Source organism: Arenibacter algicola, from assembly GCF_000733925.1.
GTDB classification, from domain to species: Bacteria; Bacteroidota; Bacteroidia; order Flavobacteriales; family Flavobacteriaceae; genus Arenibacter; species Arenibacter algicola.
Map to the genome: position 1 here is coordinate 1,619,437 of NZ_JPOO01000003.1, position 14,404 is coordinate 1,633,840.

Here is a 14,404-nt window from a genome sequence, read left to right on the forward strand (position 1 = left end):
CGAGTTTTTGTTAGAGTAAAATTTTATGTTTTTTGTTAGAACCAAAAGACCCATAAGCGTATTATTAAAGAATAAAAAGGATTACAAAAACCAGCAATGCCACGATGGCCATTATTAGCAGTATCTCCATCAACTGCTTCCATTTGAATTTTGAATCCTTGTTTTTCATTCCTTCAAATGTTAAATAAATATTAAATCTTGTGTAGCATTTATTCTGCATCAAGTAGAAATTTTGCTGCAACTTTCTTTTATATTTTGGATATGCAACATCATTTGCATACCGTGCATCATTTGTTATAGGGTTTATTCAATACTGGGAAGAAAAATGACCCAAATAGGAATTCCTTAGATTGGAAACTTAACCTTATGTTAAAATTAACTAGGCCTTTAGAAGTTAGATAGAAAACCTCTTACGTAAAATAATAGGTTGTGCGACAGGAACTGCAGATAAAAAAGTTCCTGTTTTGGAATGAAGAATTATTATATTGAAAATATATGGCAAACGCATATACTTATCGCGTATAATTAATAAGCCTACTTTACCATTTTGTGGAAGCAGTAATACACGCCATACCGTCCCGTTTGAAACATTATACCAAAGGACAGACCAATGTTCTACCTCAACATAATAACAGCATTAATTCATAAGCTTATATTCAAGGGTATGGAATTAAGGTTTTAGTGGAGAAACCTCAGTGGGCAGAATCCCGAAATGTTCCTTAAAGCACTTTGTAAAATACGAAGGCGTGGAGAAACCTACCTTGTAACAGACCTCACTAATATTGGTGTTGCCATTTTCAATAATCTGTTTGGCCCTTTCTATTCTAATATTTCTTAAGAACTCATTGGCCGTCTGATTGGTAAGTGCTTTTATTTTTCTATAAAACTGACTTCTGCTCAAATTTAATTTCGAAGCCAGTACCTCCACACTTAGGTCAGGGTCATCTATATTATTGTTGATGTAATTCAGGACCTTTTCAATAAAATCCTTGTCCAGGGAAGTGGTATTCTTGTTCACCGGTACATCGCTGATAACACTGAAGTACTTATTAAAAATTAGTTGCCTACTAGTTATAAGTTGTGACAACCTCAATCTGAGTAGCCGTAAATCAAAAGGTTTTACCATATAGGCATCTGCGCCCGTTTCAATCCCTTCCATTCTATCATCTATACGTGCTTTGGCCGTAAGCATCAATAAAGGGATATGGCTGGTCCTCATATCGCCCTTAATTCTTTTACAAAATTCGAACCCATCCATTTCGGGCATAATAACATCTGTGATTATGATATCGGGAAGTGCCGACTTGGCCAATTCCAAACCTTCCTTTCCATTTTTGGCCAAAAGTATCCTGTATTGATTTTTGAGTTCATTCTTTAGGTAGCTCCTAAGTTCTCCGTTATCCTCCACAATCAATAAGGTGTAGGAGGTGGTTGCCTCCTCCGGGCTTGTATCAGATATGGCATCAATATGGGATTTTACCAAGTTAACCCGTTCTTTTTGGGAGTCAGGTTCTTTAACATCGGTAAAGATCTCGTTCTCCGCAAAATGCTTTGGTCCCTTTGGCAAAATTATTCTGAAGGATGTTCCGCTTCCTACCTCGCTCTTAACTTCAATTTTACCTTTGTGCAGTTCCACAAAACTTTGTACCACTTCCAAACCAATGCCAGTACCACCATAATAGGTCTTGTTGAGATTTTCCACTTGATAAAAACGTTCAAAGATCCGTTCCGTTTCCTCTGGTTTAAGACCTGGTCCAGTATCCGAAATTATTAATTCCACTCCCGCTGTAGGCTTTGATTTATCTGCCAGCGGAAGGTTGTACGATTCATCCTTTGAGAGTAGTTCAATATTTATTGCCCCACCTTCCGGAGTGACTTTGAAAGCATTGGAAAGCAAATTGAAAATTATTTTCTCCATCATACTCTCGTCCGCCCATATGTTCATATCCTCGGAATCGGAATCCAAACTAAGATGTATATTTTTATCAAGAGCTTCTTCCTTAAAATGGTCTACAACTTCCTGGGTTAAATTAACCAAGTTAATTTCCTTGGCCCTTACACCTATTTTATTTAATTCCAATTTTCTAAAGTCCAACAGCTCGTTCACCATTCTATAGAGTCGGTCCGTATTCTTATAAATTATGTTGTGCTTTTCCTTTATTCTAGGGGGCAGACTTAGGTTATCGTCATTAAGAATGTCCTTAAGTGGATTAATAATCAGGGTGAGGGGTGTCCTAAATTCATGGGAGATATTGGTAAAAAATTGAAACTTTTTTTCATCCAAATCTTTTTCCTGCAATCTTTTTTCACGTTCAGAATGTATTATTTGCTTTTCCCTTATCCTGGACTGTGTCATTTTATTTAATATATATATCCCCAAAACAAACAAAGCTATATAAGAAAACAAAGCCCAATTGGTTTTCCACCAAGGGGATGAAACAGTGATGTATAGGGTTAAGGGAGATTGGTTCCAAACACCATCATTGTTGGCTGCCTTTAATTTAAAGGTATAACTCCCCGGATCCAAGTTGGTATAAGTAGCACTTCTTTTTTTACCTACATAATTCCAAGTTTCTTCATAACCCTCCAAATAATACGCATACTCATTTTTTTCAGGGCGGGTAAAGTTTATGCCCGAGTATTCTATTGTAAAGACAGATTGATCATGTTTCAATACAATACTATCTGTTTCGGAAATTACTTTCCTTAACGGTGAATCCTCCTGGGTAGGCAAAACTTTTTCATTGAACAGCCTAAATTCGGACAGATACAATGAAGATTCATTGGTATTCGTAATTATCTCCGAAGGATTGAAATAATTAACCCCTTGATAACTTCCAAAATAAATATTCCCTAGCTTATCCTTAAATGCCGAATTGATATTAAAATCGTTGGAAAGCAATCCATCATCCGTGGTGTAATTATGAAACTCCTTGGTCTCCATATCCAATTTCGAAATTCCCGCATTGCCTCCCATCCAAATATTGCCATCCAAGCTTTCAATAATTCCACATACATTCTCCTCTTCAAGGCCATTAAATTTATCATACCAAATAAATCTATCGGTATTGGGCAGGTAGCGACATAGACCAGCACCTTTGGTCCCAATCCAAAGTGTTTGGTCCGTAGCTTCATACAGGGACAAAATGTAATTGGAAGCGGAATTGTTTGTAGACTCCTGTGACATTCTGTCTATCATAGAAATCACGGAGTACTCTTGGCCCGATTGTTTCTTTACCTTAAAAAGCCCCTGAGTGGTCCCCAGCCATATGTTGTCCTCAAAATCTACCAGTACCTTATAGGCGCTGCTTCCGCTGATTCCATTATCGTTGAATGGCTGGGAATTATAATGTTTAAAAAGCCCAGTATTAGGATTGAAGGAATGCAACCCACTATGATAGGTCCCAATCCAAATAGTACCATCCTTATCCTCATCAAAACTCATTACTGTATTGGACGATAGGTTACCTTGGGTGTTACTGGTATTATAGTTAATAAATTTATTGGATCCTTTTTTTAAAAAATAGATACCCCCATCCCAACTTCCTGCCCAAATATTGTCCTTACTATCCAAAAAAATAGTCTGTATATAATCACTGGTCAATCCTGAATATTGGCTACTGCTAGCCTTGTTTATATGGGTGTAATCATTATTTTTTAAATCAAGAATGTCTATACCCCCACCATCCATTCCTATCCATAGCTTGCCCGAGGGATCTTTGGCGATTGAGGTAACCGAACTTATTTGCAAGGAATTTGGGTTATTGTAGAGACTTTCTATGTCCTTGAACTTGTCATATAACCTGTCATAAACAGCTACGCCTTTGTTGTAATATCCGAGCCATATTTTTTCATCATTGTCCAAATACAAAGTCCAAATAGAATTGGACAAAAGACTTTTTTCGTCTTTTTTGTTGGTCAAATAATGATTCAGTACAGTCCCATTTCCATTTATATGGAAAAGGCCGTCGTTTTCAGTTCCACACATTAAATTTCCGTCCGGGAGTGCTATTAAGGTAAAAAAGGGATGGGTTGAAAAGGCATACTTTTCCATAGTGGACGGTTTGCCCAAATCCGAGTCTGCAATTTTAACCTTATACAGCCCGTCGTTGAAAGTCCCTACCCAAATGTTATCGGCATCATCTATTAACAGTGACCTTATAGAGACCCCAATTGACACCAATTTTCCCTGATTCCAAAGCTCAAAACGTTTAAGAACACCCGTTTTAACATCAACGGTATAGAGGCCCATATTGGTCCCTGCAAAAATTTTCCCGCTCGAGTCCGTCTGTATTGCCCTCACTACCAAGGGGTCTGTTGCATCCAATTCATTGACAGGAACTTTTTCTACCTCAAAATTGTCCAGGTTCATTTTAAACATTCCCCATCGGAAGGAACCTATGAGCAAATTTCCTTCATTATCTTCTTTTAAGGCACTTATCGGCATAGTAGGACCGTTCTGCACACTGGAGGACAGAACCGGAATTCGCCTAAACTGATCATTATCGCGATCATAGAGGTTTAGTCCAACCTCAGTACCTACCCACAATCTATTCCTACTGTCCAAATACGAACAATTAATTTGGCTACTGCTGATAGATGTGGAATCATTAATAATATGTTTATACGATTTATAATCAATTCCATCATAGCGGTACAATCCTGAACCGTTGGTACCGATCCAAATAAAACCATAGTCATCCTGCAAAATGGAATATACCCCTACCTTGGATATTCCTTCCTTTATATTTACAAAATTCAATTTCGGAACATCCGTCTGAGCCCGCAAATCAGAAATAAAAAGACTTAGTACTATAAAAAAAACACAGATTCTTCTAAAATCTACTGTCATTCAATTGCAGTTTAGGTTGAGCTTTTAAAATAACGGTAAAATAGGAATAAAAACATAAATTCCATATTACAATAAGCTTTTAGAAATTACAGTATTAAAAATTACATGGATTTTATTCAATGGAGCTGTGTAATATTTTTACTTTAGAGCAGGCACTAGGCAAGAGGGCACAGGAATAACTAAAAAACCAACAACTTTTCTTTTGACTAAAATTAGCCTATTTTTATCAAAAATTAGCTCAATGGACATCAAAGACAAATTCTTTGCACATATAGAGGAAGGATATACCACAAAAGGCGACTTTATTACCATGGGAGCCGCAATGCTCAACGGGGAAACAATAACAGACGCGCATGTTAAGATCCCATTAAAAACACTAAACAGACATGGTCTCATCGCCGGGGCAACCGGTACCGGTAAGACAAAAACCCTTCAGGTAATTGCAGAAAACCTTTCGGACAAAGGTATTCCCGTATTGCTTATGGACCTTAAAGGAGATCTTAGTGGTCTGGCCCAACCCAGTCCTGGGCATGCAAAAGTTGATGAACGTCATGCCAAAATAGGCAGCCTACCATTTACGCCTAAAGCTTTTCCCGTGGAAATACTTTCACTCTCCGAACAGGATGGTGTAAAATTGAGGGCCACGGTTTCAGAATTTGGACCGGTTCTCCTAAGTCGAATTTTGGATCTTTCGGTTACACAGGAAGGTATTGTAGCTGTTGTTTTTAAATATTGTGATGATAATAAGCTTCCCCTTTTAGACCTTAAGGATTTTAAAAAAGTATTGCAGTACGCCACAGAGGAGGGTAAAAAAGAATTTTCCGACTCTTATGGGCGAATCTCTACCAGTTCTACCGGGACCATTCTAAGAAAAATAATAGAACTGGAACAACAAGGTGCCGAACTGTTTTTCGGGGAAAAATCCTTTGATGTGGAAGACCTTACCCGCATTGATGAAAATGGCCGGGGCTATATCAATATTATACGATTAACCGATATTCAGGACCGTCCTAAATTGTTTTCGACCTTTATGCTGAGCCTCTTGGCAGAAATCTATGATACCTTTCCGGAACAGGGGGATACGGGCAGACCGGAATTGATCCTTTTTATAGACGAGGCTCACCTTATTTTCAACGAGGCTTCAAAAGCACTATTAAATCAAATTGAGAGCATAGTTAAATTAATACGTTCCAAAGGAATAGGGGTGTATTTTGTAACCCAGAACCCTACCGATGTGCCAGATGCCGTCCTTTCCCAATTGGGATTAAAGGTGCAGCATGCCCTACGCGCGTTTACCGCAAAGGATAGGAAAGCCATAAAACTTACTGCGGAAAACTATCCCATTTCAGAATTTTATGATACCAAGGAAGTTTTAACTTCCCTAGGAATAGGGGAAGCATTGATCAGCGCCCTTGATGAAAAGGGAAGGCCAACCCCCCTGGCGGCCACTATGCTTAGGGCACCCATGAGCCGTATGGATATACTTACCGACAGTGAACTTAAAGAGGTAATAGACAAATCCAAATTGGTTAGAAAATACAACGAAACCATAGACAGGGAAAGTGCCTATGAACTCCTTAACATTAAGATTGAAAGGGCGGAAAAACTGGCCGAAGAGGAAAAAGCCTCTTCCAGCAGCAGATCTACCCGATCTAGTTCCAGAAGGACCAGCACACGCCAAAACCCTGTCATAAAAGTATTGACCAGTGCAACCTTTATAAGGGGAGTCCTGGGCGTACTAAAGAAGGTAATGAAATAGTCCTATGGATTATAGACCAACAAGACATAAAAAAATAATATTCAAAATACCTTTTACCTTTAAAATGATAAGAAAATCGATTTTTGCCGTAGCACTAAGTTCGCTACTCTTTATTCAATGTAACACCAATACAGATTTTGTCATTGCCAAAGACCAAGTAGGCAAATTGCTGAAATCCAACACCATTGATGAAATTGATACCGTATTTGCCAGCGATTCCATAGTTCGGGATACCACAATAACCAGAATTGGTGCAGCAGTAAAAAAGATTAACATTTATGAAAAGGGAGGCAAGCAATTGCTTTCCCTCACCCCCAATACGGATAGTATTCCAAAAATAGAGATTATCCGTATTTACGATCCAAGATATGTAACTGAAAAAGGCGTTGGACTCAATAGTACCTTTAAGGACATCGAGGACAAACATAGTATTAAAAAAATTATAACCGCCCTCAACAATGTGGTGATTTTCCTGAAGGACTCCGACGCCTATTTCACCATTGCCAAGACCGAACTTCCCAGCAACCTTCAATATGGCAACAACACCGATATTGAAGCTGTTCAAATACCGGACAATGCAAAGATTAAGTACATGATGGTGGGCTGGGAATAACAGCAACGATTCTATGCGAAAACTATTATACCGCACTCTAGCATTATCCTACGGTGCCTACTTTAATTCCACCGCACTTTTCTCTGAAAAGGAGGCGGGAAAAAGGGCATTCAAAACATTTACAACCCCTAGAAAGGGCAGGATATTGCCGGTTCATCAAGAATATCTACAAGAGTATTTGGGCAAAAAGATTCTAGTGAACAACACTGGGCTGCAGACCTATGAATGGCCTGGAACTGGGGAAACCGTTCTTTTGATGCACGGTTGGGAAAGCAATGCTTTTAGGTGGCGATATCTCATTGAAAAATTACAGGAAAGGGAATTCAATATCATTGCCTTTGATGCACCGGGCCATGGGTATTCTGAAGGAAATAGGTTAAATGTGGTTACCTATGCGAACAGTGCTCGGCAGCTCATAGACCTATACCGACCCAAACATATTATTGGGCATTCCATGGGGGGACTTGCCACCCTTCACAATCAATATCAAAATCCGAACACCTCCATTGAAAAAATAGTGACTTTGGGAGCTCCCGCCGAGCTGTCCGAATTAATGGCTCATTACCAAAAACTGGTCAGGTTCAACAACAAAGTATTAGAGGCTTTGGACAAGCATGTGTATGAGCATTTCAATTATCGCGTTCACGATATTTCCACCCCTAAGTTTGCCAAATCCATTGCCCAGAAAGGACTGATCATACATGATGAATGGGATACGATAACCCCCTTCAACGCTTCCGAACGTCTTCACCAAAACTGGAAAAACAGCAGCTTGATAAAAACCACTGGGCTTGGCCACTCCTTACACCAAGAAGAGATCAACTTACAGATAGTAGACTTTTTATTATCTTAAATTTTTAGTGCATTTTATGTCCAAACTTATTTCCTTTTTAAAATATGCTTATTTTTAGAACGTTTTCCAACTCCTATTACTACAATTAAAATATTACAACTATGCCTGAAATCACTCCCTTCCATATTGCCATTCCCGTCCATAATTTGGCCGAATGCCGTACCTTTTACGGAGAGATATTAAATTGCGAAGAAGGAAGAAGCAGTGATCATTGGGTAGACTTCAACCTGTTCGGCCACCAATTGGTAATCCATTACAAACCCAAGGCCAAGGACGAAGCATTGCACGTTAACCCAGTAGATGGCAAAGATGTTCCAGTGCCACATTACGGTGTTGTGCTCCCTTGGGACACCTTTAAATCCTTTTCGGAAGAGCTTATTGCAAAAAGGGTACGGTTTATTATTGAGCCCTATATCCGTTTTAAGGGTGAGGTTGGCGAACAGGCCACTATGTTCTTTCTTGACCCAGCTGGAAATGCCCTGGAATTCAAGGCCTTTAAGGATATGGGACAATTATTTGCCAAATAACTATTCCTAAAATTTCGTATTACACTTAACTTTGGAGTTCATGAAAAACCTTTATAGATTTTTCATGAACTTCATATTGTGCGTCATACTTTCAAAAGGGGTACTGGCATATTCCTCCTGCTCTATAAATATGTACTTTAAGCCAGATTCCTTCTTGAACTGCAGCATTTTGGCAATATTTAGACCGCCTTTTCCAAACTCCGTACTTTCCTTTTTCACCATGTCCATATCCTTCAAATGCCATAAAGGAAACCTACCTTCATATTTTCTAAAATAATCCAAAGGATCTTTCCCGGCAACTACCACCCAACCTAGATCAAGTTCCATATGCACAAGGTCTGCCTGTGTATTGTTCAATAAAATATCGTAGAACACCTCTCCGTTTTCAGATTCAAATTCATATTCGTGATTGTGGTATCCGAATTTAATATTTCTACTGCTACATTCTTCCCCTGCCTTATTAAAGGCTTCAGCTACGGCCTTATAGTTGTCCACCGTTTGTCCTTCCGTAGGCATGGAGGAACAGATTAGATATTCCTGACCGGCCTCGGCCGCCTGATCCATTGTTTCCTTCCAATGTTCGTCCAAGGCCACATGGCCACTCCTGAGGGTCATACCGAGATCTTCACAAACGCTTTTCATTTCCTTTGGTGCCAACCCGTAATAAAGTCCCTTGGTACTTCGCGCCGATTCAATCTGTTTAATTCCCAATGCCGCTATTCTCTTCAAGGTACCCACGGCATCTTCCAACATCTCCTTGCGAAAGGTGTACAATTGAACCCCTAAATTCTTTTTTGGATTCTTATACGGCAAAGTAAAGGATGGCAATAAAACCACTCCCGCTGCCAACATACCTGACTGCATTAAAAATTCTTTTCTCGTTGTCATTTTCTTTTCTTTAGATTACTGTGACCATGAGGTTGGTTTTCTATCCCACCTATGGCCTTTCAATTCTTGATATAAGTTGTTTGGCAGGCCCTTGCCATCACTTAAGACCGTGTTCATTAAAACGTTCCTTTCCTTGCGCATTCCAGGAATTATGGTACTTACCGTTTTGTTCATTGTTATAAAGCGCAAAGCCATTTCAGCCATGGTCATCCCATCCGGAACCAATGGCCTCAACAGGTCTGCCCTTTCCGCACTTGCAATTAAATTCTCGGGAACAAAATACGTCCCCCTCCAGTCCCCTTCCGGAAACTTGGTCTCTTTAGTTATATTGCCGGTCAAGGTACCTTCATCAAAAGGAACTCTGGCTATGACTGCTATATCCATTTCTTTACATAATGGAAAAAGAACATCCTCCGGAGCTTGGTCAAAAATATTGTAAATTACCTGTACGGCATCGAACACTCCTGTCTTAAGGGCCTTGATACCGTTTTCGGGTTCCCAACGGTTTACACTGATACCCATGGCAGCTACCTTCCCTGATTTTTTTAAATCTTCAACAGCTCTTTGCCACTCCTCCCGATCGGACCAACTGTCGTCCCAGGTATGGAACTGCATTAAATCCAATTGCTCCGTTTGTAAATTCTTTAGGGTCTTTTCCGTATATTCCACAATATGGGACGTAGGATAGGATTCCTCTAAACTATATTCCGGTTTTGCCGGCCACTTGAAATTTTTCGCCGGGATCTTACTGGCGGTATAAAGCTTTTTATTGGGAAACCTTCGCAACAGATCACCCAGTAATTTTTCACTGTGCCCATGACCATAGGCCCAAGCGGTATCGAAAAAATTAACTCCGTTTTCCACGGCCAGATCCAATGACTTGGCAGACAATAGGTCATCGGACTCGGTCCATCCGCCCATACCCCACATTCCGTATCCTATTTCACTAACATCCCACTGTGTTCTACCAAATTTTCTTATAACCATAACTCTAACCTAATACTTTTCACTCTTAAAAATCCCGGACCCTATTTATTGATCAATACTGATGGAAGGCATCGGAAATAAACTCCAATACCACTGGCAGGGATTCCCGCCAGTAGGTCCAACTATGGCTTCCTTCCCTTACCCTATATTCATGGGGCACCTCTTTCTTTTTCATTGCTATATGCACTAAACTATTGCCTTCATAAAGAAAGTCATCGTCCCCACAGTCTATGTACCATCTAACCGATTTCATATCTTCTAGGGATGAAGCCTGGATAAGGGACAGGGCATTGTGCTTTTCATAATAGGTACTTACAAGGCCAGCTTCATAGCTTTCGTTATTGTTCTTAAGTCTTTGTTTAAAATCGTCCAAACTTAGTGCTCCTATATAAGCACTCAACGGACAGGCCGATGAAAACAGCTCAGGGTGGCGCAAGGCGTACATGAACGTTCCTCCACCACCCATGGAAAGGCCAGCTATTGCCCTAAATCGCTTCTCTCCCTTAATCCGATATTTCTTCTCTACATGGGGCATTAATTCCTCAAAAAAGAAATCCTCATACCTCCAGTCCCCTTTTATGGAATTAAAATAACCCCTAGTTCCCGTATTCGCATCTGGCATAACAATAATCATTGGAGTAGCCTTACCTTCTTTAATAGCATTATCCGTAATACGCAATACCTCACCAAATTGCACCCAACCCGTTTGATCGTCACCAGCGCCATGAAGCAAATACAACACCGGGTAACTCCTATTGGAAGTTTCATAATCCGGCGGAAGGTAAACTGCAAATTTCCTTTCACTCTTTAGGATTTCACTCTTCATGGTAAGTGCGTCAAATACCTTTCCGGTCTGCGCATTAGCAGTTGCCAGGCAAACTAGCGCGCATAGCAATATTAGATTGTTTCGCATATTTATCAGGTTTCTTACAAGCAAGGTATAAATTTTTGATTCGGAATGGGCTGACTTTATTTACTGTAGCCCAGGAATTTCGACTATTTCATTAACGTCCTCATCATAATCCACCCCTTCTACCATAAAGCCGAACAGATTGAAGAAATCTTTCTCATAGCCCTTAAGATCACCAATCTTTGGCAAGGTTTCCGTTGTGGCTTCCTTCCAAAGTTCCGCTACCCTGGCCTGCACATCGGCGCGCATTTCCCAATCATCTATCCTTATTCTTCCTTTATCGTCTGTTGGTATTTTGTCCGCATATAATCGATCCTGGAACAGGCGTTGAATTTGCTCTATACACCCTTCATGTATTCCTTCTTCCTTCATTACCTTGTACAATAGGGATATATATAGTGGAATTACGGGTATGGCAGAGCTTGCCTGGGTTACCAATGCCTTATTTACCGAAACATAAGCTTTTCCGTTTAACGGTTTTAAACTGTCCGATATGGTAAAAGCAGTAGCTTCCAAATCATCCTTGGCACGACCAATGGTTCCTTTTCTATAGACCGCTTCTGTAAGTGAAGGGCCAATATAAGAATAGGCTATAGTAGTAAATCCTTCTGAAAGCAATCCTTCACTTTTCAAATCATCGATCCACATTTTCCAGTCCTCACCTCCCATAACGGCCACCGTATTCTCTATATCATCACCTTGGGCAGGTTCTATGGATACTTCGGATATTACCCCGGTATGAAAGTCCACTGTTTTATTTTGAAATTTGGCCCCTATTGGCTTTAAGACCGATTTATATTTTACCCCAGTGTCCGGATGAGTCCTTACCGGTGAAGCCAAACTGTAAATAACCATATCTATTTGACCCAAATCCGCTTTGATCAAATCTAGGGTTTGCTTTTTTATTTCATTGGAAAAGGCGTCCCCGTTAATACTTTTAGCGTACAACCCCGCCTTATGTGCTTCTTTTTCGAAAGCTGCACTGTTGTACCAGCCCGGTGAGGCCGGACGGCCCTCGGAAGGCGGTTTTTCAAAAAACACCCCTATAGTAGAAGCTCCGGAACCGAAGGCACTGGTAATTCTGGAAGCCAAGCCAAATCCAGTGGAAGCTCCTATTACGAGTACTTTTTTGGCCCCATCAATGGCTCCCTTAGATTTTATATATTCAATTTGATCAATAACATTTTGTTCACATCCTTTTGGATGGGAGGTAAGGCAAATAAATCCGCGTGTTCTAGGCTCTATTATCATTTCTTAATTTATTTTCTGCACTTTCCCAATAGGGGCTGTCTAATAGTGCATATTATTTATAATTTTCCCAATTATCGAAGATATAGAAAAGATTCAAAAGATAAAGTTGAAGTAGGCAAAATTGCATCCTATAATCCGGATTTAAATAAAACTATCCGAATATTAAGGCAAATGTTCCATTAAAAACCGCTTGACATTCTCACCCATAATGGCTCTGATCTCCATTTCCGAAAAACCTTGGTCCATTAATTCTTGAACAATAAAAGGAAGGCCTGTTACATCTATAGGTGTTGTGGCCGCCCCGTCAAAATCGGAACCTAGGGCCACATGCTCAATGCCGACCATATCACGGACATACTTCATAGCCTCCACTATATGCTTGATCTCCCCTTTTATGGCACCCCTAAAAAACCCAATACCTATTAGTCCGCCCGATGCCGCAATTCTATTTATATGGTGGTCAGATATGTTCCGGGGACTATCCTTGGTCCCTTTAACCCCAGTGTGCGACACCAGGACAGGGCGGGTAGTTTGGTCAAGAATTTCATCTATCATTTTTGGGGAGACATGCGCCAAATCGATTATGATACCCAAACGGTTCATTTCATGGATTACCTCCCTGCCGAAATCGGTAAGCCCTTCCCCAGTAATACCATGAGCAGATCCTCCCAGTTCATTATCGAAAAAATGCGTGGGAGCCATCATCCTTACCCCTTCATAATAAAGATTCTGTACATTATCCAAATTCCCCTCCAGGCAATGGGCACCTTCAATACCCAAGAATCCCCCAATTACCTCAGGGTCTGTTTTCTTTAATGCAATCAGTTTTTTTAAATCTTGTCGGGATTTCACCAATAAGAATTTACCGGCAAACTTCTTTTGGTAGTCCTGCAATGCCCTTGCCTGATACTCGGCCCGCTTGTACAAACTAAACCACTTATCCGGCAGTCGGCCCTGTACAAAATTCAACATCGTAATTTCATCGAAAGCGTCGGCACTATTCTGCTTAAAATTCTGTCCTTTTGGAGATTTGGTAACAATGGTAAAAGCCTGCAAACTCATATTGGCCTGTTGCATTCGCGGAAAATCCAAATGGGCATAATCCAATTGTTTGGTCAGGTCACGATCCCATAGCAAGGCATCGCAATGCAAATCCGCAATAAACTCAAGTGAATTGTACAATTCTTTTGCTTCGGTCCCGAGCTGCCTTGGATCGCTATATTCAACAAGGTTCATACGCTTGTCCAAAATTGGGGATACAATAAACGTTGCCAGAAAATACAGAAGGAGTACAATGGCCAAAGTGTACCTAAGAATTTTTTTCATGCAGTCCCACCAATTTTGTGAGCTAAAAATTAATCAAAATAAATTAAAATCAGCTATAAAGTGTCCCGATTTATAAATTACAAACACCAAAATGTGCAGGTATTTTCTTCGTGCTTGCTGTGTACATAAATAGTTATAAAACAAAAACGCGAATTGAACGTTATAATATTAAATTGAATTTGGACACACCTACTAAAATCTGAACTCATGAAAAAAATAATCTACTTTGCCACATTCCTATTTTGCTTCCTAACCATCAGCAGTTGTACCAACGACGAAGATGAGGAAAAAATTGATGTCCTTACGCCCACGGACAGTGCTCAAACCGAGCAAATGATATTGGAGCCGACTGTTTAGAAAATTAAAAAAGACCTATTTAAAGTTAGAGATGCTTTAAATAGGTCTTTTTTGTTCAACAACTTATACTTATACGGTACT

General features: G+C 40.0%; 11 protein-coding genes. 5 read left to right on the forward strand and 6 right to left on the reverse strand.

The features are described 5' to 3' along the window. Positions 1–670 precede the first annotated feature (670 nt). Entirely contained in the window at positions 671–4,852 is a 4,182-nt protein-coding gene (locus U735_RS0117470; RefSeq protein WP_051892229.1) for a hybrid sensor histidine kinase/response regulator transcription factor, read from the reverse strand. Between the two features lie 241 nt (positions 4,853–5,093). Between U735_RS0117470 and U735_RS0117475 the strand changes: the two genes are divergently transcribed. From U735_RS0117475 to U735_RS0117490, 4 genes are all read left to right on the forward strand, one after another. Further along, positions 5,094–6,611, forward strand: a complete 1,518-nt coding sequence (locus U735_RS0117475; RefSeq protein ID WP_031445062.1) for a helicase HerA-like domain-containing protein — start codon at positions 5,094–5,096, stop codon at positions 6,609–6,611. A gap of 64 nt (positions 6,612–6,675) precedes the next feature. Continuing rightward, positions 6,676–7,224 carry a hypothetical protein gene (locus U735_RS0117480; protein ID WP_031445063.1) on the forward strand — a complete coding sequence of 183 codons (549 nt, stop codon included), beginning with the start codon at positions 6,676–6,678 and terminating at the stop codon, positions 7,222–7,224. A 13-nt stretch (positions 7,225–7,237) separates the two neighbouring features. Further along, positions 7,238–8,077, forward strand: a complete 840-nt coding sequence (locus U735_RS0117485) for an alpha/beta fold hydrolase (RefSeq protein ID WP_031445064.1) — start codon at positions 7,238–7,240, stop codon at positions 8,075–8,077. 101 nt (positions 8,078–8,178) lie between these two features. Further along, the gene (locus tag U735_RS0117490; protein WP_031445065.1) at positions 8,179–8,604 is read left to right on the forward strand and encodes a VOC family protein; all 426 of its coding nucleotides are present in this window, start codon (positions 8,179–8,181) and stop codon (positions 8,602–8,604) included. A gap of 51 nt (positions 8,605–8,655) precedes the next feature. Here U735_RS0117490 and U735_RS0117495 read toward each other — a convergent pair whose 3' ends face one another. From U735_RS0117495 to U735_RS0117515, 5 genes are all read right to left on the reverse strand, one after another. Further along, positions 8,656–9,492: a sugar phosphate isomerase/epimerase family protein gene (locus tag U735_RS0117495; RefSeq protein WP_031445066.1), complete on the reverse strand. Its 837-nt coding sequence runs from the start codon at positions 9,490–9,492 to the stop codon at positions 8,656–8,658. 15 nt (positions 9,493–9,507) lie between these two features. Then, a complete protein-coding gene (locus tag U735_RS0117500; protein WP_031445067.1) occupies positions 9,508–10,479 on the reverse strand; it encodes an aldo/keto reductase in 972 nt (323 codons plus the stop codon). Between the two features lie 52 nt (positions 10,480–10,531). Then, positions 10,532–11,392, reverse strand: a complete 861-nt coding sequence (locus U735_RS0117505) for an alpha/beta hydrolase (RefSeq protein ID WP_031445068.1) — start codon at positions 11,390–11,392, stop codon at positions 10,532–10,534. 60 nt (positions 11,393–11,452) lie between these two features. Then, the gene (fabV, locus tag U735_RS0117510; RefSeq protein ID WP_031445069.1) at positions 11,453–12,640 is read right to left on the reverse strand and encodes an enoyl-ACP reductase FabV; all 1,188 of its coding nucleotides are present in this window, start codon (positions 12,638–12,640) and stop codon (positions 11,453–11,455) included. Positions 12,641–12,802: 162 nt separating this feature from the next. Then, entirely contained in the window at positions 12,803–13,966 is a 1,164-nt protein-coding gene (locus tag U735_RS0117515) for a dipeptidase (RefSeq protein ID WP_031445070.1), read from the reverse strand. A gap of 207 nt (positions 13,967–14,173) precedes the next feature. On the opposite strand from U735_RS0117515, the gene U735_RS25605 reads away from it, so the two are divergent. Then, the gene (locus tag U735_RS25605) at positions 14,174–14,323 is read left to right on the forward strand and encodes a hypothetical protein (protein WP_157365030.1); all 150 of its coding nucleotides are present in this window, start codon (positions 14,174–14,176) and stop codon (positions 14,321–14,323) included. Positions 14,324–14,404: the final 81 nt, after the last annotated feature.

Coding starts and splice junctions, on each gene's coding strand:
- U735_RS0117505 (WP_031445068.1), bottom strand. CDS start 11,392: ATGCGAAACAATCTAATATTGCTATGCGCGCTAGTTTGCCTGGCAACT.
- U735_RS0117480 (WP_031445063.1), top strand. CDS start 6,676: ATGATAAGAAAATCGATTTTTGCCGTAGCACTAAGTTCGCTACTCTTT.
- U735_RS0117515 (WP_031445070.1), bottom strand. CDS start 13,966: ATGAAAAAAATTCTTAGGTACACTTTGGCCATTGTACTCCTTCTGTAT.
- fabV (WP_031445069.1), bottom strand. CDS start 12,640: ATGATAATAGAGCCTAGAACACGCGGATTTATTTGCCTTACCTCCCAT.
- U735_RS0117490 (WP_031445065.1), top strand. CDS start 8,179: ATGCCTGAAATCACTCCCTTCCATATTGCCATTCCCGTCCATAATTTG.
- U735_RS0117470 (WP_051892229.1), bottom strand. CDS start 4,852: ATGACAGTAGATTTTAGAAGAATCTGTGTTTTTTTTATAGTACTAAGT.
- U735_RS0117475 (WP_031445062.1), top strand. CDS start 5,094: ATGGACATCAAAGACAAATTCTTTGCACATATAGAGGAAGGATATACC.
- U735_RS0117500 (WP_031445067.1), bottom strand. CDS start 10,479: ATGGTTATAAGAAAATTTGGTAGAACACAGTGGGATGTTAGTGAAATA.
- U735_RS0117495 (WP_031445066.1), bottom strand. CDS start 9,492: ATGACAACGAGAAAAGAATTTTTAATGCAGTCAGGTATGTTGGCAGCG.
- U735_RS0117485 (WP_031445064.1), top strand. CDS start 7,238: ATGCGAAAACTATTATACCGCACTCTAGCATTATCCTACGGTGCCTAC.
- U735_RS25605 (WP_157365030.1), top strand. CDS start 14,174: ATGAAAAAAATAATCTACTTTGCCACATTCCTATTTTGCTTCCTAACC.